The organism is Kordiimonas sp. SCSIO 12610, from assembly GCF_024398015.1.
GTDB lineage: Bacteria > Pseudomonadota > Alphaproteobacteria > Sphingomonadales > Kordiimonadaceae > CANLMI01.
Window position 1 is genome coordinate 3,332,346 of sequence record NZ_CP073747.1, and the last position, 22,506, is coordinate 3,354,851.

The following is a 22,506-nucleotide window of genomic DNA, read 5'->3' on the forward strand; positions in this document are numbered from 1 at the left end:
TATGAAGGGGCCCAGAAAACGCGCTTGGTATCGCACCTTGTATAAAATTATCTTTTACAGCGGTGCCGCATGGCTGATTGGTTTGGGATTTTTCTATGTAACACTTCCAAAACCAGCGGACATCAACCATGATAATCCACTAAATGCAGAAGCATTGATTGTCCTTACAGGTGGAAAAAACCGCCTGGAGACAGCATTAGACATTCTAAAAAAGTACCCCGACAAGCGCTTGCTTATTTCAGGGGTGAACCCAATTGTTGAACAATCTGAACTCCGTGCTTTAACCGGCTCAGAAAACACTCTCTTTGATTGCTGTGTTGATATTGATCAAGTTTCCGAGAATACAGCAGCAAACGCGGTTGAAGGCTCAAAATGGATTCAAAAAAACAAATTCCAGACTGTCATCATTATCACAGCGGATTATCATATACGCCGCAGCATGATGCTTTTTCAAAATCAGGCACCTCAAATTACCTTTACTGGTCACGCTGTTCAAACAGACGCCGACCTCTCGTTTCTTGCGAGGGAGTATAACAAATATCTATTTACCGTGATACAGCTTGCTCTCGGCATCACGCCTAATGTAAGAGTCACTCAAACATCTGCGCTTACCGCATCCTCTATAGTCACCGGATAAGAAACCTCAGGAATTCCATATGGCAAATCAATTTCGCATAGTTGTCGGCATTGGGTTTCTGATGATACTTGGCTATTCTGCGCTTTGGTTCACTGTTGCTTTTGATTTCGAAAAACAAGCCGCCATCAATTTATCAGGCCTTCGTGAGTTAGGAATTAACGTAACTTACGACGACATATCACTCGGTGGTTTTCCGTATCGCATCACTATCGAAGTTTCAGATCTTACAATTTCCGATCCTTATGAAGGATATGAATATACAAGCGACAAAACCGAAATTGTCACACATTTGTGGACACCACAACACTATGTATTACAGGCAGAAAACATCAATGCTTCATTCTTCAATGAGCAAATAAAGATAGAAGATAACTATGCTCGAGCAAGCCTGAGATACACAGAAGATAGTAAAATTATCATAGCTGCGGATTCGTACACGACAGATGACCTGAAAATCACACAGGCACCTGATCTGCTCAGAGCTACAGAATTTAATGAATGGCAAATTTTTCTGAGATTACATGAGAAACCAGAGGCACCGATAAGTGGCCTTTACGAAGACAGATTTATGGATTTCAAGATTGTACTGAACGGCAAAAAAGGCGACCTTGAAGCAATCGGTGGCATTAGTGGGCAGCCAATATTAAGCTGGAATCAGAAAGATTTAACGATATGGCGCAACGCTGGCGGGTTACTGGAATTTGATGCCCTTACTCTTTCCCTGGGAGGGGCCAAACTCGAGGGCACAGGAAGTTTTACCCTTGATGATCAATTGAAATTACTAGGTTCAATAGGATTTAAAACTCGCCGAAACTTAACAGATCAACATATTGCGAGGCTTAACCGTTTTCTAAAGGCCAACAAAATCAATAGCTATCAAGCTACAGCTCAATCCTTGCAAACACCTGTGGGGTTATCATTTCAAAATGGCCAAATAGCCATTGGAAATGAAAAGCTATTGACTATCGGCTCTGTTCTCGATTAATTAATTCTCATTCGAACGACCAAAATCGGCATCAGCTGTTTCTTGCCCTGCGTCAATAATCTTCCGGCGTATGTCACGAGTTCGCGAAAAAAGGTCAAACAGTGCATCGCCGTCACCCCACCTGATCGCGCGCTGAAGTGCTGTTAAATCCTCAGAAAATCGACCAAGCATTTCAAGAACCGCCTCTTTATTATTAAGAAACACATCCCTCCACATCGTGGGGTCAGATGCAGCGATCCGGGTAAAATCGCGAAAACCACCTGCTGAATATTTAATAACCTCTGACCTTGTCACCGCCTCAAGATCAGAAGCAGTTCCAACAATATTATAAGCGATCAAGTGTGGAACATGGGATGTGATCGCGAGAACAAGGTCATGATGCTCGGCGTCCATAATCTCAACCTTACTTCCGATCGCACGCCAAAAATCCTCTACTTTTTGGACGGCCGCATCATCCGTCTGGGTATCTGGCGTCAAAATACACCAACGATCATCAAATAAACTTGCAAAACCAGCAGAGGGGCCTGATTGCTCAGTCCCTGCAACCGGATGGCCCGGCACCAAATGAACTCCGTCAGGAATAAACGGGGTCAATGCATCCAAAACCGTTTTCTTGACCGAACCAACATCACTGATAATTGCGCCAGTTTTCAAATTGGCTGAAACAATTTCACCAACGGTGGCAATTACACCAACCGGGATCGCATAAACCACCAAATCCGCATCTTCAACCGCAAGCCGCGCATCTATTTCATAGACATCTGCCAACGCCAGCGATTTGGCTTCATCAAGGGTTGGCAAATCTTGGTCACATAAAACAAGTGTTTCCGCCAACTTACCTCGCTTGATTGCACGAGCTAATGATGATCCAATTAGACCCGCACCAATGATGGTAATTGTATTGAAAATGATTTTTGTCTCACTCATCCGAAGCCTCGGGCGAGCCGTTCATAAACTCAGTGATCAAATTAACAACAGCACGATTTTGCTCAGGAGTACCCACAGACAGCCTCAAATGAGATGCCAATCCCTGCCCCGGGAGCCATCGCAAAAGGAAGCCGTTCTTAGTCAGGAATTCATAAGCCAATTCAGCCGTAAATGGCGCCTCTTCTGGAAAACCGATAAGTATAAAATTGGTTTGACTAGGTACGACATCCAAACCAAGCGCAACCAGATTGGCCGTTAACCAATCCCGCCATTCAGTATTAAAATCGATGGATGCCTTCAAGTGCTCTTGGTCTTTAACAGCAGCAACTGCTGCGGGTTGCCCAGGTAAGCATACATTAAACGGCATGCGAATACGGTTCAAAACATCAATGATAGCAGGATCACCATATGCCCAACCCACACGAAGCCCCGCCAATGCATACATTTTTGAAAATGTACGGGTCATGATAACATTCTCGGCGCTTTCAACCAGTTTCTCACCCGCATGATAATCTTCTGCTGTTACACATTCGGCATAAGCCGCATCAAGCACCAGAATAATATCACTACGCAATCCAGCATGCAGGCGTTCAATTTCACCCCAATCCAGATAAGCACCTGTTGGATTGTTTGGATTGTCGACGAAAACCAGTTTTGTGTCCTCACTCACTGCTTCCAGAATACCATCAACATCCGCAGCCCAGTTTTTATTTGGAATAGCAATACCTGTTGCACCGACCGCCTGTGTCTGAATTGGATACACCATGAAGCCATATTGGCTATAGATCACTTCGTCACCAGGACCCGCATATGCATGGATTAAAAGCGTGAGAATATCATCTGACCCTGCACCACAAACAATTTTATCCGCATCCAAGTTATAGACTTCTGCGATTGCCTCTCGAAGTTCATTCGATCCGGCATCCGGATAACGCATCAACTCATCAGCAGCATCTTTGTAAGCTTCAATTGCATGAGGGCTCGCACCATACACTGACTCGTTAGAGGACAGTTTAACCGTTTTCTCGATACCATCAACCTTCGCGCGGCCAGGCACATAAGCCGCAAGGTCCAATATCCATTCGTGAGCTTTCGGTGAAGCCATGGTCATACCCTTTACAAACAAAACAGAAAAATATTAAGGCGCTTTAGCATTAATCGAATGAAACTTCAAAACTAAAGCACGCAACAATCCAGACTTTTCTTGATTGATCCATCAACAATCAATGATATACCACCGAATAGATGATATGACCTTTATCATCCACAAGACTTAGGAAGCCAACTTGACTATTTCTAATGACAATCTTGCTGAACTATTTAAGGCTAATCCGTTGCTGCTCGACTGCGGCGCGGCACTAAGCCCTGTCAATGTTGCTTATGAAACCTACGGAACTTTAAACGCAGAAAAATCGAATGCCATATTGATTTGCCATGCTCTTACAGGCGATCAATATGTTGCCAGCCCTCATCCATTGACAAAAAAACCGGGATGGTGGTCAAGAATAGTTGGTCCCAAGAAAATAATCGATACAGACAAATATTTCGTAATTTGCTCAAACGTTCTCGGCAGTTGTATGGGAACAACAGGCCCGTCCAGTATCAATCCAAAAACTGACAAAGAATGGTGCCTTGATTTTCCGGTTATAACCATTCGTGATATGGTCAAGGTTCAAGCAGAATTAATAAGCCATTTGGGAATAGATACACTTTTCGCCGTAATTGGTGGATCAATGGGCGGCATGCAAGTTCTAGAGTGGCTTGCCAACTATCCAAAACGCTTAAATTCAGCAATTGCTCTTGCCACTACCGCGAAACATACAGCACAAAATATTGCTTTCCATGAAGTCGGTCGGCAATCAATAATGGCAGATGCAAACTGGAATGGTGGACAGTATTACGGCCAAAAAGAATTACCTGGAAAAGGACTTTCCGTTGCCCGTATGACCGCTCATATAACGTATCTGTCTGAGGATGCATTAACGCGGAAATTTGGACGCAACCTTCAGGAGCGCGACGCCGTGACCTTTGGGTTCGATGCCGACTTTCAGGTTGAAAGCTATTTACGACATCAGGGCTTTACGTTCATCGACCGGTTTGACGCAAATAGTTATTTGTACATCACTCGTGCCATGGACTATCTCGATATTGCTGGCCGACATAACAATCGCCTGGCAGAGGCCTTTCAGCATGCAAAACATGTAAAATGCTGTGTCATTAGCTTCACAAGTGACTGGCTCTATCCAACAGCAGAAAACAAACAGATTGTGCATGCTTTAAATGCATCTGGTGTGCCTGTTAGTTTTGCAGAGATTGATTCGCCCCACGGTCACGACTCTTTCCTCCTGGATTTGCCGGAAATGGACAAAATGCTCGATGGCTTTATCAAAAGCTGCGCCCAATCAGCGGGGTTTAACTGATCATGACAACTCCAAAAGGTACATATCTACGCCCTGACCTTACTATGATCGCCGATATGATCACACCCAACTCGCGAGTACTGGATATTGGTTGCGACAAGGGCGATTTGTTGAATTTTCTCGTCAAAAACAAAATGGTAGATGGCCGTGGTATTGAGCTGAGCCAACAAGGCGTAAATGAATGTGTCGCCAACGGCCTCTTTGTGATTCAAGGGGACGCTGACAATGATCTAGGAGAATACCCGGACCAAAGCTTTGATTATGTCGTTCTCTCTCGCACACTGCAAGCGGTCAAAGATCCCCAAAAAGTTCTAAGAGAATTACTACGAATAGGGAAAAAAGCGATTGTCACGATACCTAATTTTGGTCAATGGCGGGTACGTGTTAACCTATTCACGAGTGGCAGAATGCCAGTAACCAAATCCTTGGACAAAACCTGGTACAATACTGACAACATTCACTTTTGTACCATATTAGACCTATTCGATTTAATCGAACAGGAAGGTTATGTTGTTGAAACATTTATTCCCTATAATAAAGACGGTAAGCGCGTAGTTAAGGCGCGGAATTATGCAAATTTCTTTGCAGACAATGCTCTGTTTTTACTAAATAAAGAAGAATATTAGGGGTTACTTAACCTCATTCCTATACGCTATCATGCGTATAAATTGTAATGCTGAAACACAGGCCATATTATCATGCGGGTAACAGGGAAGATTTTCGTTCTAACAACTCTGTGCTTAGGCATTGCCCTAAGCCCTGTTATTAGTCAGGACATAGTCGATAAGACATCATCTCAGCACCCCGATATAAAAATAGGCAGTCAAGAAATACCAAAAGCGTACTGGGAAGGCGGCGACGGCGACTATAACAAAGTTCTCGACTATTTAATCGCGGGCTATCCAGGTAAAGTAGAGGTCACCTTTCTGCCTTCATCCCGATTAAACCGTTTCCTTGATTCTGGCTTGGTCGATTGCTCCTATATAAGCGTCACACCAAATTCGGAAACAATGGAATTTATTGGTCCAACAAACACAATTTCCGTTACTGCTTACACACGAAATGGTCTCAAGGATATCAAAAAACCTGATGATTTAATATCTATCCCATTCGCCATTGACGTAAATCTGAAATCGATTGCGCGGCAGCATGATTTAGAACCTGCGATGTCGTTACAAAGCCAAACGCAAATGATTAGCCTGTTAGCGAAAGGTAGAATTGATGCCTTGGTTGGTTACGACTATGATCTGGATTTATTGGTAAGTGAATTAAACTATACAGACCAATTGAAAAAAACTTCTATCAAATTCGCTGAGTTTGAGGACGGGATGACTTGCCACAGAACAGAAAAAACCCAAAAGTTTAGAGAAATCGTTAAACAGAACCTTATCAAAGCAAGGGAAACTGGATTTTTAAGAGAAATCTTTGACAAATAGACGTTTCAAAGTGACGGCAACTCTGGTGATACAACCACCCCATCACCATCAGCAATGATCCAAAACCCGGGCTTAACGATAACGCCGCCTATTGAAATAGGAATATTGATATCACCTTGATTGTTCTTTATCGATTTACGAGGGCAAGTGGCCAGCGCTTTAATTCCGATATCTTCATCTATTAATTCATGGATATCACGAACACAGCCATTAACGATGATACCTGCCCAACCATTTTGACTAGCCAAGGCAGCCAGATTACCCCCCACAAGCGCAGAGCGCATACTTCCAGCACCGTCAATGATCAATACTCTACCTTCACCCTGTTCTTCCAACAAAGTTCGAACATGCGTATTATCATCGATTGTTTTCAGCGTAGAAACCGGCCCGGCAAAATCCAAACGTTTACCATAGTCACGCCAGGGCAGTGCAATAACATCAACTGCACGACCAGAGGCGTCACAAACATCTGCCGTAGCAAGTTTGGGAATTTTCGCCGTGCGAGAAGCCAATAGAGTTATTCGCTTTTCTGGTGGATGATTGGCACCAACATGTCACCCCATGCACCTTCTTCATTATGATATCTTGAAGCACGCATAAGTTCTACGGATACACCAGCATTCACTGCAGCAATAACAGCATCATTCAAACGATGTAATGAATTTGCAATCTGTCTAATCGCCATTTCTTTATCTTCAGTCATATCCGTAAAGTCCTTTTGTTTACTAGTCACAATTATCTTTTAAACTGTAATATTGAAATATTGATATAAATATAACAGCTTAAAAGTAATTATAATACATTTTATTATAAAAAATTCAAATCTAGATAGAAAGTCGCCATCCCGTAGCGTCCTAATCAGGATTTAGCCACCAATCATCAGTGGTTGACTGCGCAACTTGAGTTTTTTGTCAGGAATTGCACCATAAACCTGCTTACGCGCACACACAATCAGAGCGCCCCCAAGGTTTTTCCCAAAAAACCGAATTGGCCGTTCGCACACAGGAAGCAGCTTATCAACACTTAGACGCGAAAACGGTGGAAGCATTAACGCCGTATCCCACCAATCGATCGGCAACATTTGTTCCTGCATCAACAGTCTAAGCTGAGTAGCTGAATAGGGCCGGCCCGAACCAAATGGTGTATTTTCGAGCGTGGACCAAATACGTCTTCGGTTGGGTACTACAATAATCACGTGCCCTCCTGGGGCCAAAACACGCCAAACTTCACGAAGCAAGTGTTTGGGGCGACTTGAATGCTCTAATGCGTGTACCAGTAGCATATAGTCAACCGCAGAGTCCGCCAGTGGCAATTGATGATAACTTGTAAGTATACTTCTGTTATTATTGAAACTCGGCCAATGCGTCACGCCCTGATCCGCAGGCATAAAGGCAAATGTTTCTGCACCCAATTCCTTAGCACGTGATAAATAAGGTAATGTATACCCTAACCCCACCATCATTTTATGCTGCAATGTTGCTGGATCCTGCTCCCACATCTGAAGCAAGCGCTCGCCAATAATCTGATCAACCGACTTCCCAAGCGGGCTTTGGTAAAATTCGCGAAATGCTAGCACATCAGCACGCATAGAGGTTTCTTCCAATCAATAGAATATTATATGGCCCATCGAGACACCAAGATATTCATGACCATACATCCAGCCAAACAATAGACATCGACTAATATCGGTAGCCTTTTTTAAAAACACAATTATAAACACTATACACCGATAAATGCGAAAGTAAGTTCCAAAATGCCCGCTATATTATTTGCTGTTTTTATTGATCTAGTTGGGTTTGGAATTATCGTTCCTATTTTGCCTTTTTTGATCGACAAATACGACGGTGATACATTCACAGGCACCGCTTTAATTTCGGTATATTCACTTTTCGCCTTGGTGGCGGGCCCTGTTTGGGGGCGTATGTCCGACAAGTTTGGCAGAAAACCAGCACTCGCTGCAACCTTCATCGGTGCGACGGCGTCCTATGTAACCCTTGCTCATGCGGATAGTTTGTTATGGTTATTTATAGCAAGGGCAATGTCAGGGGCAATGGCTGGCAACATCGGTATCGTTATGGCTGCTATGGCCGATATGACAACAGCAAAAAACCGTGGCAGAGCCATGGGTTATGTGGGTGCGGCCTTTGGGTTTGGATTCGCTTTTGGGCCTGCGATTGGGGGCTTGCTTGGCGGTACAGGCGACAACATTAGCATCTACCTGCCGGGCTTAATAGCTGCGGCCTTGTCGTTTATTGCTATGATTTTAACGATTTTATTTGTGCCGGAAACCAACAGCACCAAAAATGACGTCAGCGAGCCAACTAACAACCAAGAAGTACATTGGACCCAAATATTTACGCCATCTACAGGGTATCTTATTTTTTCTATGTTTGTTCTGGCTGCCATTAGCCAAAGCATTACTTTCTCGATTACGCCCTTTTGGGCAAAACACACCCTCCTATGGGACAGCAAACAAGTTGGATTTCTTTTAATGGGCACCGGCTTAGCTGTTGCCTTTATACAAGCCTTCGCGATTGGCCCAATGTTTCATAAGTTTGGGGAAACCACATCTCTTGCATTTGGGGCGATTGTTAACATTTTAGGATGTTTGATTATCGTTATATTCCCTGCCAGCTTAACCACTGCCCTGATTGGCCTTCCAATGATTATGAGTGGCCTAACAATCGCATTCCCGGCATTGAACAGTATTCTGTCCCAAAGAACAGATAAACGCCTACAAGGCACAGCCCTTGGCTTCTCAAATGGCTTGTCGGCAGGTGGCAGGGTATTTGGTCCTTTACTCGCCGGAAGTCTGTTCACAAATTACGCGCCCAGCACACCATTCATACTGGTTGCCCTTACAGGGTTAATCGTGATGTTTTGGACCTACTATGAAAGTAAAAAAGTATAATAGAATTAGGCTATTATGCTTCGCCGAGCACACATCCCGACTGAATAGGAATAAGCCACTCCGACATTTTATTCGCACTATCTTCAATCGCTTGATTGAAAGCAGCCGCGATAGCAGCACCGCCAGCAGAAAGCACTGGCTTTTCTACAACGAAAGTCTGTTTGCCAAGTAACACACCATTGGTCACATTCAACAAAGTCAACTCTATGGTGGAAGCTACTTTATCATCCTGAGGAATATCACCGGGAACCAGTTCAAATGCCCATACATGAACTGCCATACGGCAACCAACCTTAACGTCCAGCCCGCCTTCGCTAATCAACTGAACACCAGATTTGACGGCAATAGACCGCGCCATGTAACCACGTATCAAATCACTAAGGTTTGCTGACCAACTTGTTGAAGCGATGGCACTTCGACGAAAGTCTGGTAGCCTCACCGACATTTTGCGGCTAGCCAGCCCCTCAGCCATTAAAGGTTCATCAAGATAAATACGCGGAGCATCAGCGTTAAACGTACTGTAGCCCCCCTGATATTCCAACGAATATACTTCATCCGCATCCCCGTCACCGCCGAAAGAAATCAGTGGCCCGCACGCGGATATAAGAAGCAGAGAACCAATACCTAGCGTTGCCTTAATTGCCTTAAGAAGTCCTCGTTCTTTAAATTCAGACAACATTATTTCTTATCCCCTTGTGTTCGGGTTTTCGGGTCATATTCATCTTCAGGTGTACCAAAAATAATTTCTCCAGGATTTTGTTCTATCCGTGTAACCAATCTGGAGAGGGTTCTTGCTGTCTTCCTTAAATCAACAATCATTCGTGACACTTCCGGTAAACTACCGTTTACAAATTGTGTGACCGCTCCTTCGTTTGCGGCAACAAGCGCATCGACACGACCCAGCATTTCCTGCGCAGTTTGCATCGTTTTTATGGCTTCAGCTATCAGCGGTTTTGCATCATTTGCAATCAGTTCATTGCCTGAATTGGCAAGTTTTTGGATAGCATTAGCTGCGCCCGCAACCTCAACCAATGCTGCACGGGCATCAACAATTAAACCATCAATATCTTTCGTCCCAGTCGCTAAATTTCCGGTGATTTGATTTGTATTTTTTAGAATACCGGCGATTTCAGCCAGATTTTCATCAGCAAGTAGTTTCTGTACCTGTGCAACGGCAAGTCCTGCCGCATCCAACAGGTCAGGCGCACTTGCAAACAAAACCTGCAACCCGGAAACTTGAGCCGGTATCACCGGCCGCTCTTGCCCGGGGTGCGGTGTAAGCAAAGGAGCCTCTGGCGGACCGCCAAAGAGTTCAATATAAGCAACGCCAGTAAAGCCCTGAAAGTCCAGCCTTGCGGTTGCCCCTTCATTCACCGGAACTTCGGCGCGAAGTCGAACCCAAACTCTTACTTTTCTGGGGTCATCTGGTGCGAGTGTAATATCCCGCACTTCACCAACAGGGATACCAAGGTAGAATACCGTTCCACGCTTAACCAGACCAGAAACCGTATCATTGAAATAAATGTCATAATCTTTGTATTCAGCATCCAGATCAACTTTTGCAATCCAGACCGCAAAGCCGACCAATCCTGCCAAAAAGGCCAAAACAAACCCGCCGACCAATATATGTGAGGCGCGTGTTTCCATATTTTTCTAGCCCTTCATTACTTCTATAAAGTCATTAAAATAATTTAATCTAGTTAGTTATGTGTAAACAAATATGATCACAATCAAAGGATTATCAATCGTTTCTTATGCTGGAGCAAGTTGCAAACCATCAATATCGCTTGATTTTATACCAGCAGCTCGTGCCCTCGGCCCTTTGAAGTATTCTTGCACCCAAGCATGATCAAGTTCCACAACTTCCGACAAAGGTGCATTTATCAAAATCTTCTGATCACCCAACACTGCGACCCGGTCACATGTACGTGCTAAGGTGTCAAGGTCATGGGTCACGAGAAATACGGTTAGTCCAAGCGAGTCTCTCAATTCCATAACAAGCGCATCAAACGCCGATGCCCCTATTGGGTCCAGGCCAGCAGTTGGTTCATCAAGAAACAGGATGTGCGGATCAAGCGCGAGCGCCCTTGCAAGGGCCGCACGTTTTCGCATCCCGCCCGACAAATCGGAAGGGAACTTGCAGGCCGCATCAAGCGGCAAGCCAGCCATGGTAATTTTATTTAATGACAAACAATCCATCAGGTCAGCAGGCAGATTAAAATGTTCACGCAGCGGAACCTGTACATTTTGCGCAACTGTCAGTGATGTGAATAATGCGCCGTCCTGAAATAAAACACCCCAATCGCGGCGCGATTTCCTGTCTTCTTCATCTGACATATCAGCCTGCAAACGACCATTTATTTCAATAGATCCTTCAGCTTGCTTGATGAGGCCGATGATAGTTTTCAGCAAAACAGATTTACCCGTTCCTGAACCACCAACGATACCGAGTATTTCACCGCGGTACACATCCAGATCGAGGTTATTATGAATAACATGATCGCCGAAAGCCGTCTTAAGCCCGCGAACTTTGATAATCGCATTTTGTTTGTCGTGAATATTCATCAAATTACTAAAGCCCAATCGCAGTAAAGAAAACAGCAAAAAATGCGTCCAAAACAATTACGAGAAAGATTGACTGGACCACAGACCGGGTTGTACGCATTCCGAGCGACGCTGCGCTTCCGCTAACAGCAAGGCCGTGGTAACAACCACTAACAACGATCACAATGGCAAAAAACGGGGCTTTCAAAATGCCGGCCATGAAATGATCAAGCGTAATGACATCACGAAAATACACTATGAAATTTGCAGGGGCTATATCCAATTGAAACCACGCCATGACTATGCCGCCCATAATACCAAGTATGTCGGCATAAAACCCAAGTAATGGCAGGGCTATCAACAAGGCCAACAAACGAGGTAAAACAAGCACATCCAGCGTATTCATGCCGAGCGTTGTCATCGCATCGACTTCTTCGTTCAATCGCATTGAACCGATTTGCGCCGTAAATGAACTTCCCGAGCGGCCAGCAACAATAATTGCGGTCAACAATATCCCCAATTCGCGGAGGTGGGAAATACCAAGCATATCAATTACGAATATATCCGCGCCAAATTTGGCTAATTGAACGGCCCCCTGGTTGACCATAACGGCACCGATTAAAAACGATATTAATCCAACAATGCCCATTGCCTTTAGGCCAACCACTTCCAATTGATGGATAAGTGGTATTACCCGTATGCGGCCAGGATCAAAAATCGCTCCAAACAGCCTTGAGAGAACCAGTCCGATAAATCCAAGCAAATTCCTAGCTGAATTCATGAACGAAAATGCGCTTTCACCCAATTCGTACAAAACCGTCACATACCATGGGTCGTGATCAGGCTCAGTCGGCGCAGGTGGCGGACACGCGGAAACGACATCAAGCAAGTTTTTGTGTTGAGCAAGCACGCCCGTCAATATTGCAGATCCGGCGTCATCGACCGCCATAGCATATCTACGAACCAATAATGCTCCCGCTGTATCAAGGCCCTGTATGCTGGAACAATCCAAGACTGCTCCATTCTGGCATAACGAGGCTACTTTATTCATGTCTTTGTCAATTTGCTGGGCATTGTCGAGCACCCAGTCCCCCAAGAGCGTAATCATGACACTAGGACCTGATGTATCGAGAGTAATAAAAGACGAAATTGTTATATTTTTACTACCAGCCATCCATATTCCAGTTCTACAAAAATAGACATTTCTGCTTTAGGATATACTACAATGAAATAACTGCATATTGATATTAAATTTACAGCTTATCTATTGAGGCGCCATTTGAGTGCAAATCTCTCCATCGTCACGCTTTTAGAAACTAAGCGCTGGACGCGTAACGTCGTTTTATTTAAGAAAGGCGTGATTATTTGAGGCATATATCATGACAATGAACCCTAATAACCCGCTTCATGCTTTTGCCAAATGGACGAGCGAAACAAACTCTGATTGGTCAGATGTTGCTTTGGACAGGGCACGTAATGCATTTATTGATGTGATCGCAGTCATCATTCCAGGCACAGACGAACCTGTAACACGTAAAGTCTATGATCTTGCGACGGAGTGGGGGCGCGGCAATTGCAGTGCGATTGGTTTTCCTGAAAAACTATCTGCACCCATGGCAGCTCTCGTCAATGGCACAGCGGCGCATGCGCTTGATTTTGACGATAATTTTGACCCGGCCAAGGCACACGCGACAGCCGTACTAGCGCCTGCATTACTCGCACTTGCTGATCAAGAGAAATTATCTGGCACGCAACTTCTTGATGCCTATATTGTTGGGCTGCAAATGATCGGCCGTGTTGGACAAGGTGTAAATCCGTACCACAGAGCACGAGGCTGGCATGCAACGGCAACTGTTGGCGCTGTTGGGAGTGCCGCCGGATGTGCAAGACTACTGAGACTGAACCCAGAAGAAACAGCGCACGCTATTTCGCTGGCTACAAGCCTTGCCGGTGGATTTATGAGTCAATTTGGAACAATGACCAAACCCCTTCATTCCGGCCTTGCGGCAGCAGGGGCTGTACAGGCTGCACTGTTCGCCAAAGCTGGCATCACGGCAGGCACTGATACCCTTCATGGAACAACAGGAATGGGAACATTGATGGTCGGGCAAGATGTCGAAGAATTAAGGGAGGGCATGAAAGGAAAAGCGGAGCATGGTCAAACCGTTACTTTCGCAACAACCGATATCGGCAACCCTCTTCAAATCGAAGAATATGGCCTCAAAGTTAAAAGATTCCCGAATTGCGGCAGCATACACCGCGCACTCGATGGTTTGTTGGCGTTAAAAGCAGAGCACAAATTCGATAAAAACAATGTTAAAGAGATATTTGTCCGCGCTCCTGCAGCCCACCTTAGAAATCTTATGTATGAGAAACCACAAAACTCGATGGAAGCCAAGTTTAGCCTTGAGTTCAGCCTCGCTGCAGGCCTTTTAAATGGTAATGTTGGCCTTAAAGACTATGCCGAAAGCAATATTTCTAATCCCGAGATTCTCGAACTTTTACCGCTTATCCGTAAAGAATATGTGGAAAAATTGGAGACAGACTTCTATACACAGGTTCATGTGACCCTCGACAACGGTGAAACAGTATCAACTGAAGTTGCTATGCCTGTTGGAAGTACAGCACGTCCACTAAGCAACGAACAGCTATGGGATAAGTTTGACGCGTGTGTCGAAGGGTATTTAGACAAGCAGATTAAAAGCACTGTAAAAAAGAAGTTAGAGCATTTAGCAGATGAAAATGATATCTCATCCCTAATGGCTGTACTCTCATAATTATAAGCATCGCTTTGAGGACAATGTGAAGGGCATAAAAATGGCCAATAATAAAAAAGCAACAGCACTTATCCTAGCAGCTAGCAGACGTGGCCCTGAAGATGCGGTCGCAAAAATACAGAATATCAGCCATAAATGCTTGGTGGTCATTGATGGTATGGTTATGCTGGAACGTGTCGTTCGAGAAATTAAAGAAGCAGACGACATTGGTGATATTTATGTTTCCATCGAAAGTCGCGACCTCATCGAAAGTGTTCCTGCCTTAAAGGAAATGCTTGATAAAGAGGAAATTCATTACACCCCAAGCGCTGAAAATCTATTCTTGTCCGTAAAATCAGCGATCGAACATATCGAAAGCCCTTGGCCGCTTGTTATTTCAACTGGCGACAATGCCCTTCATACCAGCGAAATGATCAATCATTTTACTAATGAAATATTCTCTAACACTCCCGATGCAGCCATCGCAATGACACCTGCCTCGGTTATTCTGGAAGCATACCCGGATGGTAAGCGCGCATTCCATGAATTGAAAGATGGGGGCTGGTCAAGTTGTAACCTCTATGCCTTAACAACGGCAAATGCCTTGACTGCTGCAAAAGTATTTGAAGGTGGTGGGCAATTTGGCAAACAGCCAAAACGTATTTTAAAGGCGTTTGGGCTTATGTTCATGATGCTCTACAAATTCAAACTCGCTAGCAGTGCACAGTTAACCAATTTACTGTCTAAACGTTGGGGCCTTAATATTCGGCTGATTAGCATGCCATATGCGGATGCACCAATCGACGTTGATAATCCTGGTGACTTTGTTCGCACGGAAGAAATTCTGAAAAAACGACGTGGTGCCTGAGTAAAACAAGCACCTGATACTACTCAAGCCCCCCACTTGTAATACCAGTAGCCGCAATGTATGATTGCAATCTTTTTTAATAAAGGGGCATAATTTGCGCTCAACTGCTACATCCTCTTTCAGAGGGCTATATCCGCCGATCGAAACTTTTCATGAGGAATATCTGAATGTTTCCGATGGCCATAAGCTTTATGTGGAGCAGTCAGGGAATCCAAATGGTATTCCGGTAATATTTTTACATGGCGGACCCGGTGGTGGCACCAGTCCAACCCAGCGACGTTTTTTTGATCCGCAGAAGTTTCACATCATTCTTTTTGACCAAAGAGGTTGCGGCAAAAGTGAGCCCCATGCTAGCCTCGAGAATAATACTACCTGGGACCTGATTAAAGACATTGAAGCCATTCGTGAACATTTGAATATCGAAAAATGGGCAGTTTTTGGAGGCTCCTGGGGCAGTACGCTCGCGCTTTTATATGCAATTGTTCATCCCGAACGAACCAATGCACTGATCCTACGTGGAATATTCCTGATGCGAGAGAGGGAATTAGATTGGTTTTACGGGGGGGGAACCGGCGCATTATTTCCTGAAGAGTGGTCACGATTTAAAAACACAATACCACATCATGAACATAATGACCTGATTGCCGCTTATCACACGCGGCTAACCAGCGATCAAATTCCGCAAAAAGAACAATTGATGTACGCAAAAGAGTGGAGTTTATGGGAAGCAAGCACTGTGACCCTTAATCCAGACCAGCATAGCCGTACATTATCTGTTGATCCCCGGTTTGCTCTCGCGTTTGCACGCATTGAGGCCCACTATTTCAAAAACAAAGGATTTCTGGATAACTCCAACTACATTCTGGATAATTGTCATAAATTACAAGGTATACCGATCACCTTGGTGCAGGGTCGATACGATGCCATATGCCCGCCTGTATCTGCTTATGAGTTAGCGAAAGAAATGCCATGGACAACCCTTAAAATTGTCCCAGTGGCCGGGCATTCAGCCTTTGAACCAGCCATTACACACGAACTCATTTGCGCAACAGACGATTTGTAAAGCACAAAGGAGACCATGAGCTATGACGCTAAATGCGGCATTCTACCCACTCGACAGTGGGTGTAACCCCTTTTAATATACGCACTAACTATTGACCTGAATTAGGAACAATTCTGTGAAAAAATTATTGTTGTCAACGCTCATCCTCATCGCAAACTTCTATACTCCTGCTGCGAGTATGCATGAAGGTGATGACCATGTGCACGGCTTGGAAATCAGTCAACCTTGGGCACGGCAGACAGGGAACAGGACCGTTTCCGCCGCAATTTATATGAATGTTGCAAACAAAGGGGCGTTTCTGGATCAATTGATCGATGTTACGTCAGACGCCGCAGAGAGGGTACAGGTTCATCAATCATTAGAACAAGACGGTATTATGCGCATGCATCATGTCAGTGCGCTACCAATCGCGCCCAATGAAAACTTAGCTTTTGAGCCCGGAGGATACCATATCATGCTGACCAGACTTGCCAGCCCTTTGAAGGAAGGTGATATTTTCCCGGTGACGCTAACATTTGAAAAAGCAGGAGACGTCACCGTGCATGTACTTGTAACAGGTATTGCCGGTTTGCAGGAGTAACCTTTTTTATATCCATCCCTGCAATTCGTTACGTACAATTGCCTCCAGCACATTCATACCATCATGTGAAGCATTAAGGCATGGGATATAATGGAAATGAGTACCGCCATTTTCAAAAAATGTTTCCCTGAGTTCTAAATTAATTTCTTCAAGGGTTTCAACACAATCAGCACTGAATGCAGGCGCGAGTACCGCGAGTTTTTTGATACCCTTTTGTCCCAAATCTTCAACGGTTTTATCACTATAGGGACCAACCCATTCTGTTGGCCCAACACGCGATTGGAAACTACTGATTAATTTCCCTTCAGGCAGAGATAATTTTTCATTCAGCAGCCTTGACGTCTTCCAACAATGGCAGGGGTATGGATCACCTTTGTCAAAATAGGCTTTCGGGATTGAGTGATAGGAAGCTAAGATATGTTCAGGTTCCCAGTCTAGGGATGCAAGCTCAGATGAAACACTGTTGGCCAAAGCATCAATAAAGCCAGGATTGTCATGATATGCAGGCGTGGTTCTAATTGCAGGTTGCCAACGCATTTTACCTAGAATTTCAAAAACCTTATCATAGGATGATGCAACTGTTGTTGCGCTATATTGTGGATACAAGGCAAATACTAAAATCCGGTCACAGCCTTTTTCCTTTAGGCTATGCAGCCCAGTTTCAATTGACGGATTCCCATATCTAAAAGCCCATTCAATCTCTAATACATCGTCATTGAAACGTTCTCGCATTTTGTCAGCTTGATCCCGCGATATGGTTCTAAGCGGTGACTCGTTACGATCATTATTCCATATTTTCGCATATGCCTTTGCCGATTTTCCAGGACGGAACGTTAGGAGAGGCCCATATAATATAGGCAACCACAGTAACCTCGGCACTTCAATAACTCTTGGATCAGATAGAAATTCCGCTAAATACCTGCGCAGAGCTCTATAAGTTGGAGCATCTGGTGTACCAAGGCTGATCATCAACAACCCGGTTTTCCCATGTGAAACGGACGGATGTTTAGCAGGAAAATGATCCATTGTTACTCTCTCTAATATGCTGGAAATGGATATATGAACGCTATTCTATGATTGTTCAATATATTATACGGACCAACATCGCTCCCGGTTCTCGAACGGGATCAGTTGCATGAGATAATATGTGTCCATTCACTGGAGAGAAATATTCCTTCTTTATTTGCCCAAATGCATCATATTGCGTCGCTACAAGATCGCCTTTTTGGACTTTGTCCATAAGATGTTTATGAACAACTACAATGCCCCCCTGCTCTGCATAAATATTTTTGTAACCACTCCCCACAATAGGCGGTGTGTTTGTCTGCAAACGTTCACCTTCCAGCATCTCATAATGCTGCATAACGTTTTTTATACCTGCAACCGCGCGGCTGATTAATTTTTTTTGAAAGCGCTTTGGGGCCCCAATTTCAAATGTTACCGCAGGAACACCTGCTCGAACTAAGCTAGTTTCCAATGTCCCTTTTTCACCAACATCATTCTTGATGACGTCAGGCATTAACAGGTCAGCTATCTGCTTTGCTTCTTTGTTACGAAAGTCGGCAAACACGAATAAGGGATACACCGTTCCTCTGGTTTGAGTATGCAAATCGATGGCGATATCCGCCCGGCCTTTAATAACATTTGCCCATACTCTGTTCACATAAAGCGACGCGGCATTACCGTTTTGTTTGGTTCCGGGAAATAGCCTGTTCAGATCACTTTGAAAGCCACCGCCTGATGACGAAACAAAATACCGACTATTTGCGTTGATACCTGACTGATTAATTCCAGGCAGTGCAATAATCGTCCCTTTTAAGTCCCGATAATTCAATTGCTCTAGTAACTGATGAATTACTCTAATACCATTAAGTTCATCACCATGTATTCCCGCTGTAAGTAGGATAGTTTTTCCTGGCTGCGTACCTTTGAGAACGATCAGAGGAATACGAACTGGCATACCCAGATTATCTGAGGAAACCTTTACGTAGAAGTGATGACGCCCTTGCTTTAATGCAGTAGTGTTTAAGCTATCAATGTATTTAGCAGCTATTTGTTGTTCATCGACGGCGAAAACAGGTGAAATTACAAAACAGAGACACAAACTCACTGTGATAATAGATTTTACCAAGAAATCTCGACTTCGAATCATATTAAACCAATTTGAACTGATTATTTTTTCAATAGCCACAACTGTAATACTCAAAGTTTTTTATACCAATGAATATTGTTACATAAGTTGAAATAGATTTATATATTTGAAAATTCACCTAAAAAAGGTTCTAATAGGCATAATAACTATTGGGAGTCGTAGATTGAGTGCTGGATGCGGATGTCACGAAGTAAACTTTGAGGGCTTAGACCCTGCATACAAACGCGCCCTTATTCTAGTTATTATAATCAATGCACTCATGTTTTTAGTTGAAATGCCAATGGGCTTTGTTGGAAATTCGCAAGCCCTCAAAGCGGATGCTCTTGATTTTCTTGCCGATACCCTAACCTATGGTATTTCGCTTTATGTTATCGGTAAAGCAAATCACCTGCGAGCCAAAGTAGCCCTAATGAAAGGCTTTAGTTTATTTGCGATGGGTTTATGGGTGCTGGGATCCACCATATATTCGGTATTTTATCTTCAGCAACCTACTGTACTTATAATGGGAAGCGTTGGTTTTGCCGCACTTTCAGCAAACTTGATTAGCGTCCTATTGCTTGTAAAATACAAAGACGGCGATGCCAACGTTCGCTCAGTTTGGTTATGCAGCAGAAATGATGCAATCAATAATGTCATGGTCTTGATCGCAGCATCAGGTGTTTGGGCAACCAACACGGGCTGGCCAGACATTATTGTTGCGGGGATAATGGCTTCAATTTTCATAAGCGGAGCCTTTTCGATCATTACACAAGCAAGACATGAATTGGAGCATATAAAATCACACTCTGCAGCTGAGTGAAAAGGTTTGCAGCCTGACTAAACAGGGACTGCATGCACAGACGAAATGATAAACAACGGCAATATTACTGTTCATTTGCCATAAATAATCACAATTCTATCGTATGGTGTAAGTATAAAGACCAATCAGGACCAGCAAAGTTTCCATAGCTTACAGGGGGGAATGTGCCAAACGGCCCTGTGAAAATATATAGGCCTCTACTTGAGACTATAGGGTATATAACCTTATCGTTGTCTTTGCTATGTGCTTGCTTGTACATGCTTAATGAGAATTTCTCATTCAATGTACCACCTGTTATTCTAAAAACATCTTCATTTGCATTCATCGCTATGTTCATAGCGGTCAACACCAGAAATATTCACCATACTATTCTATTGTTGTCCGTCATCATAATAGCAGTAACCATGCTGCAAATATTTGATATAACAGCCCCGCCGGAGTTAGAGTTTTACGGCCTTCGCGCAGTTATTTTTGCGTTACTGACTGCTCTCTTTTTCCTGAATCGAATGCCTTTGATATCCATCAAAACAAGACGATTGAATATCTCAGCGGTCATCAGTTCCGTCATCATACTGGTCAGCTATTGGGTTTTCCCGAAACTTAATGAACATATCACCGCATATGCCTTATTCAATTTCGCGCTGTTGATAACCGCGACTATGGCTGTGTTAAGCCGTTTTGCCTTGAGGCTTGTCGGGTTCGGCATGACATTATTCTTTCTCGCTGAGCTCGCCAACTATGTTGCCTTTTTTGTGCCAACAACAGACGAGACCCTATATCTTTCCTGGGCTACTTTGTATCTAGGTACCTTATTCACGGTTGTTGGTGTGATGTTAGACGAAGGCTTCACATCTACGCGATACAGATACCACCATCATTAAGTCGATTGCTTTCAAAATTTTATGGGTTCATAGTGCGGCATTCAACACTTTAGTCCGATGAAAGACATGAGGTTATGATCGTCGTGGATCAAGATAAATCTAAACTACAAAAAAAAGCCGCAATCCTGGTCGAAGCTTTACCTTATTTACGAAAATATGCAGGGGACACCTTCGTTATTAAATATGGTGGACACGCGATGGGCGATGATATGCTTGCCCGACAATTTGCTGAAGATCTTACCTTATTAAAACACGTTGGCATCAACCCTGTTGTTGTTCATGGTGGCGGACCACAAATTGGTGAAATGCTGGCGCGGCTTCAGATTGAAAGTGAATTTATTGACGGCCTGCGCGTTACAAACAAAGCAACCGTAGAAATCGCTGAAATGGTATTGTGTGGTTCAATCTGTAAATCGATTGTCGCAGACATTAACGCTGCGGGGGGTCGAGCCATTGGTCTTTCAGGTAAAGACAGTTCTATGGTCACAGCCAGAAAAGTAGAAAAGAGAAAAGCCGATCCAACCTCGAATATAGAACAGGTTATTGACCTTGGTTTTGTCGGTGAGCCCGAAGCAATTAATACGCATATCCTCGAACAATGCATTGAAAGCGATATTATTCCAGTCATCTCACCGATCGCGCTCGGAGAGGACGGAAACACCTATAACATTAATGCAGATACAATGGCTGGTGCGCTAGCGGCTGCCTTAAAAGCTCGACGTTTCTTTTTACTGACAGACGTACCCGGTGTTCTAAGCAAAGACAAAGAACTCCTGACTGAAATGGACCGCGCTGACATTGAAAGCCTAAAAAACGACGGCACTATCACCGGTGGCATGCTGCCGAAAGTCGATACTTGCCTCGAAGCAGTAGAAGCTGGGGTTAATGGTGCAGTTATTATTGATGGCCGCGTAAAGCATGCGACTTTACTTGAAATTTTCACCGAACGTGGTGCCGGAACTTTAATCAGGTTATCAAGCTAACTAAAGAAATTGGCTCATTTACGGTTTGAGGGTTACACTATTCTGATATGTCTTCTACTGCGCGCGCTCGTGCGCGCTTAGCCGCGTCAAGAGCTTCCTTCGCCATCCATTTTTGCCCGAGAGCCCCTATTTCCTGACTAAGTTCAATCGAACCGCTACTGTATCGCTGACCAACATCAGAAGTATAAAAGTCGAGAATAGCCTGCAAGTCAGTTACTGAAAACTTATTTGCATAAAGCTTCGCAACCTCAACCTTGAATGCAGGATATATGGATTCAAGTTCCTCATTTAAATATTTGAGCGTCAGGTTGATCTCATTGCGCTTTTCATCAGTGATATCTGCAGAACCTTTGCTCAAGAAAACTCTCTTCTGCTGCTCAAGCATAATAGGGATGATGCGCCGTACAACATCACCCGCATTGGTGACTTCAACAACCTCTTCCGCTAACGTCAGAGCCTTTTCATCAACCTCTGCCGTTTGAGGGAAAAGCGGAAAGGTTGAAATTACTAACAACAACAAAGAAATATAAATACGATTCATAATAGAATACCCATGCCTTTTAG

At 44.0% G+C, this 22,506-nt stretch carries 25 protein-coding genes; 13 read left to right on the plus strand and 12 right to left on the minus strand.

Annotated elements, in window-relative coordinates:
- The first annotated feature begins 1 nt into the window (after position 1).
- Entirely contained in the window at positions 2-637 is a 636-nt protein-coding gene (locus KFF44_RS15360; RefSeq protein ID WP_255935849.1) for a YdcF family protein, read from the plus strand.
- Positions 638-656: 19 nt separating this feature from the next.
- The gene (locus tag KFF44_RS15365; RefSeq protein WP_255935852.1) at positions 657-1,622 is read left to right on the plus strand and encodes a DUF2125 domain-containing protein; all 966 of its coding nucleotides are present in this window, start codon (positions 657-659) and stop codon (positions 1,620-1,622) included.
- Here the strand turns inward: KFF44_RS15365 and KFF44_RS15370 are convergent, their stop codons facing one another.
- Positions 1,623-2,549, minus strand: a complete 927-nt coding sequence (locus KFF44_RS15370; protein WP_255935855.1) for a prephenate/arogenate dehydrogenase family protein — start codon at positions 2,547-2,549, stop codon at positions 1,623-1,625.
- The gene (gene hisC, locus KFF44_RS15375; protein WP_255935858.1) at positions 2,542-3,654 is read right to left on the minus strand and encodes a histidinol-phosphate transaminase; all 1,113 of its coding nucleotides are present in this window, start codon (positions 3,652-3,654) and stop codon (positions 2,542-2,544) included. Before hisC ends, KFF44_RS15370 begins: the two co-directional genes overlap by 8 nt.
- Positions 3,655-3,835: 181 nt before the next feature.
- Between hisC and KFF44_RS15380 the strand changes: the two genes are divergently transcribed.
- From KFF44_RS15380 to KFF44_RS15390, 3 genes are all read left to right on the plus strand, one after another.
- A complete protein-coding gene (locus KFF44_RS15380) occupies positions 3,836-4,969 on the plus strand; it encodes a homoserine O-acetyltransferase (RefSeq protein WP_255935860.1) in 1,134 nt (377 codons plus the stop codon).
- Between the two features lie 2 nt (positions 4,970-4,971).
- A complete protein-coding gene (gene metW, locus KFF44_RS15385; protein ID WP_255935861.1) occupies positions 4,972-5,595 on the plus strand; it encodes a methionine biosynthesis protein MetW in 624 nt (207 codons plus the stop codon).
- Between the two features lie 72 nt (positions 5,596-5,667).
- Positions 5,668-6,405 carry an ABC transporter substrate-binding protein gene (locus KFF44_RS15390; protein ID WP_255935863.1) on the plus strand — a complete coding sequence of 246 codons (738 nt, stop codon included), beginning with the start codon at positions 5,668-5,670 and terminating at the stop codon, positions 6,403-6,405.
- Positions 6,406-6,410: 5 nt separating this feature from the next.
- Here the strand turns inward: KFF44_RS15390 and rraA are convergent, their stop codons facing one another.
- From rraA to KFF44_RS15405, 3 genes are all read right to left on the minus strand, one after another.
- On the minus strand, positions 6,411-6,917 hold the full coding sequence (gene rraA, locus KFF44_RS15395; protein WP_255935865.1) for a ribonuclease E activity regulator RraA: 507 nt from the start codon (positions 6,915-6,917) through the stop codon (positions 6,411-6,413).
- Between the two features lie 5 nt (positions 6,918-6,922).
- Positions 6,923-7,108: a hypothetical protein gene (locus tag KFF44_RS15400; protein WP_255935867.1), complete on the minus strand. Its 186-nt coding sequence runs from the start codon at positions 7,106-7,108 to the stop codon at positions 6,923-6,925.
- Positions 7,109-7,270: 162 nt separating this feature from the next.
- Entirely contained in the window at positions 7,271-7,993 is a 723-nt protein-coding gene (locus KFF44_RS15405) for a class I SAM-dependent methyltransferase (RefSeq protein WP_255935868.1), read from the minus strand.
- A 141-nt stretch (positions 7,994-8,134) separates the two neighbouring features.
- On the opposite strand from KFF44_RS15405, the gene KFF44_RS15410 reads away from it, so the two are divergent.
- Positions 8,135-9,316 carry an MFS transporter gene (locus tag KFF44_RS15410; protein WP_255938851.1) on the plus strand — a complete coding sequence of 394 codons (1,182 nt, stop codon included), beginning with the start codon at positions 8,135-8,137 and terminating at the stop codon, positions 9,314-9,316.
- Between the two features lie 13 nt (positions 9,317-9,329).
- Here the strand turns inward: KFF44_RS15410 and KFF44_RS15415 are convergent, their stop codons facing one another.
- The 4 genes from KFF44_RS15415 to KFF44_RS15430 all read right to left on the minus strand — a co-directional run bounded on the left by KFF44_RS15415 (position 9,330) and on the right by KFF44_RS15430 (position 13,034).
- A complete protein-coding gene (locus KFF44_RS15415) occupies positions 9,330-9,995 on the minus strand; it encodes an ABC-type transport auxiliary lipoprotein family protein (protein WP_255935869.1) in 666 nt (221 codons plus the stop codon).
- A complete protein-coding gene (locus tag KFF44_RS15420) occupies positions 9,995-10,963 on the minus strand; it encodes an MlaD family protein (protein WP_255935870.1) in 969 nt (322 codons plus the stop codon). The genes KFF44_RS15415 and KFF44_RS15420 overlap by 1 nt, the downstream gene beginning before the upstream one ends.
- A 105-nt stretch (positions 10,964-11,068) precedes the next feature.
- Positions 11,069-11,881 (minus strand): ABC transporter ATP-binding protein, encoded by an 813-nt coding sequence (locus KFF44_RS15425; protein ID WP_255935871.1) that lies wholly within the window; start codon positions 11,879-11,881, stop codon positions 11,069-11,071.
- A 7-nt stretch (positions 11,882-11,888) separates the two neighbouring features.
- A complete protein-coding gene (locus tag KFF44_RS15430; RefSeq protein ID WP_255935873.1) occupies positions 11,889-13,034 on the minus strand; it encodes an ABC transporter permease in 1,146 nt (381 codons plus the stop codon).
- Positions 13,035-13,239: 205 nt separating this feature from the next.
- Between KFF44_RS15430 and KFF44_RS15435 the strand changes: the two genes are divergently transcribed.
- From KFF44_RS15435 to KFF44_RS15450, 4 genes are all read left to right on the plus strand, one after another.
- Positions 13,240-14,637: an MmgE/PrpD family protein gene (locus tag KFF44_RS15435; RefSeq protein ID WP_255935875.1), complete on the plus strand. Its 1,398-nt coding sequence runs from the start codon at positions 13,240-13,242 to the stop codon at positions 14,635-14,637.
- 40 nt (positions 14,638-14,677) lie between these two features.
- Positions 14,678-15,484, plus strand: coding sequence for an NTP transferase domain-containing protein (locus KFF44_RS15440; RefSeq protein ID WP_255935876.1), 807 nt, complete (start codon positions 14,678-14,680; stop codon positions 15,482-15,484).
- Positions 15,485-15,578: 94 nt separating this feature from the next.
- Entirely contained in the window at positions 15,579-16,547 is a 969-nt protein-coding gene (gene pip, locus KFF44_RS15445; protein WP_255935878.1) for a prolyl aminopeptidase, read from the plus strand.
- A 115-nt stretch (positions 16,548-16,662) separates the two neighbouring features.
- Positions 16,663-17,127, plus strand: coding sequence for a copper chaperone PCu(A)C (locus KFF44_RS15450; protein ID WP_255935880.1), 465 nt, complete (start codon positions 16,663-16,665; stop codon positions 17,125-17,127).
- 6 nt (positions 17,128-17,133) lie between these two features.
- On the opposite strand, the gene hemH is transcribed toward KFF44_RS15450, so the two are convergent.
- On the minus strand, positions 17,134-18,153 hold the full coding sequence (gene hemH / locus KFF44_RS15455) for a ferrochelatase (RefSeq protein WP_255935882.1): 1,020 nt from the start codon (positions 18,151-18,153) through the stop codon (positions 17,134-17,136).
- 55 nt (positions 18,154-18,208) lie between these two features.
- Complete coding sequence (locus KFF44_RS15460) at positions 18,209-19,318, minus strand: succinylglutamate desuccinylase/aspartoacylase family protein (RefSeq protein WP_255935884.1); 1,110 nt, start codon at positions 19,316-19,318, stop codon at positions 18,209-18,211.
- A 124-nt stretch (positions 19,319-19,442) separates the two neighbouring features.
- On the opposite strand from KFF44_RS15460, the gene KFF44_RS15465 reads away from it, so the two are divergent.
- The 3 genes from KFF44_RS15465 (at position 19,443) to argB (ending at position 21,942) form a co-directional block, all read left to right on the plus strand.
- Positions 19,443-20,078, plus strand: coding sequence for a cation transporter (locus tag KFF44_RS15465; protein ID WP_255935885.1), 636 nt, complete (start codon positions 19,443-19,445; stop codon positions 20,076-20,078).
- A gap of 404 nt (positions 20,079-20,482) precedes the next feature.
- Positions 20,483-20,959, plus strand: a complete 477-nt coding sequence (locus tag KFF44_RS15470) for a hypothetical protein (protein WP_255935886.1) — start codon at positions 20,483-20,485, stop codon at positions 20,957-20,959.
- 74 nt (positions 20,960-21,033) lie between these two features.
- Positions 21,034-21,942, plus strand: coding sequence for an acetylglutamate kinase (gene argB / locus KFF44_RS15475; protein WP_255935887.1), 909 nt, complete (start codon positions 21,034-21,036; stop codon positions 21,940-21,942).
- Between the two features lie 37 nt (positions 21,943-21,979).
- Here argB and KFF44_RS15480 read toward each other — a convergent pair whose 3' ends face one another.
- On the minus strand, positions 21,980-22,483 hold the full coding sequence (locus KFF44_RS15480) for a DUF2059 domain-containing protein (protein WP_255935888.1): 504 nt from the start codon (positions 22,481-22,483) through the stop codon (positions 21,980-21,982).
- Positions 22,484-22,506 lie beyond the last annotated feature (23 nt).

What these genes read in the sequence shown, in the direction of transcription:
- KFF44_RS15360 (WP_255935849.1), top strand. Translation starts at nt 2, where the DNA reads ATGAAGGGGCCCAGAAAACGCGCTTGGTATCGCACCTTGTATAAAATT.
- KFF44_RS15365 (WP_255935852.1), top strand. Translation starts at nt 657, where the DNA reads ATGGCAAATCAATTTCGCATAGTTGTCGGCATTGGGTTTCTGATGATA.
- KFF44_RS15370 (WP_255935855.1), bottom strand. Translation starts at nt 2,549, where the DNA reads ATGAGTGAGACAAAAATCATTTTCAATACAATTACCATCATTGGTGCG.
- hisC (WP_255935858.1), bottom strand. Translation starts at nt 3,654, where the DNA reads ATGGCTTCACCGAAAGCTCACGAATGGATATTGGACCTTGCGGCTTAT.
- metW (WP_255935861.1), top strand. Translation starts at nt 4,972, where the DNA reads ATGACAACTCCAAAAGGTACATATCTACGCCCTGACCTTACTATGATC.
- KFF44_RS15390 (WP_255935863.1), top strand. Translation starts at nt 5,668, where the DNA reads ATGCGGGTAACAGGGAAGATTTTCGTTCTAACAACTCTGTGCTTAGGC.
- KFF44_RS15400 (WP_255935867.1), bottom strand. Translation starts at nt 7,108, where the DNA reads ATGACTGAAGATAAAGAAATGGCGATTAGACAGATTGCAAATTCATTA.
- KFF44_RS15405 (WP_255935868.1), bottom strand. Translation starts at nt 7,993, where the DNA reads ATGCGTGCTGATGTGCTAGCATTTCGCGAATTTTACCAAAGCCCGCTT.
- KFF44_RS15415 (WP_255935869.1), bottom strand. Translation starts at nt 9,995, where the DNA reads ATGTTGTCTGAATTTAAAGAACGAGGACTTCTTAAGGCAATTAAGGCA.
- KFF44_RS15420 (WP_255935870.1), bottom strand. Translation starts at nt 10,963, where the DNA reads ATGGAAACACGCGCCTCACATATATTGGTCGGCGGGTTTGTTTTGGCC.
- KFF44_RS15425 (WP_255935871.1), bottom strand. Translation starts at nt 11,881, where the DNA reads ATGAATATTCACGACAAACAAAATGCGATTATCAAAGTTCGCGGGCTT.
- KFF44_RS15430 (WP_255935873.1), bottom strand. Translation starts at nt 13,034, where the DNA reads ATGGCTGGTAGTAAAAATATAACAATTTCGTCTTTTATTACTCTCGAT.
- KFF44_RS15435 (WP_255935875.1), top strand. Translation starts at nt 13,240, where the DNA reads ATGACAATGAACCCTAATAACCCGCTTCATGCTTTTGCCAAATGGACG.
- KFF44_RS15440 (WP_255935876.1), top strand. Translation starts at nt 14,678, where the DNA reads ATGGCCAATAATAAAAAAGCAACAGCACTTATCCTAGCAGCTAGCAGA.
- hemH (WP_255935882.1), bottom strand. Translation starts at nt 18,153, where the DNA reads ATGGATCATTTTCCTGCTAAACATCCGTCCGTTTCACATGGGAAAACC.
- KFF44_RS15470 (WP_255935886.1), top strand. Translation starts at nt 20,483, where the DNA reads ATGCTGCAAATATTTGATATAACAGCCCCGCCGGAGTTAGAGTTTTAC.
- argB (WP_255935887.1), top strand. Translation starts at nt 21,034, where the DNA reads ATGATCGTCGTGGATCAAGATAAATCTAAACTACAAAAAAAAGCCGCA.
- KFF44_RS15480 (WP_255935888.1), bottom strand. Translation starts at nt 22,483, where the DNA reads ATGAATCGTATTTATATTTCTTTGTTGTTGTTAGTAATTTCAACCTTT.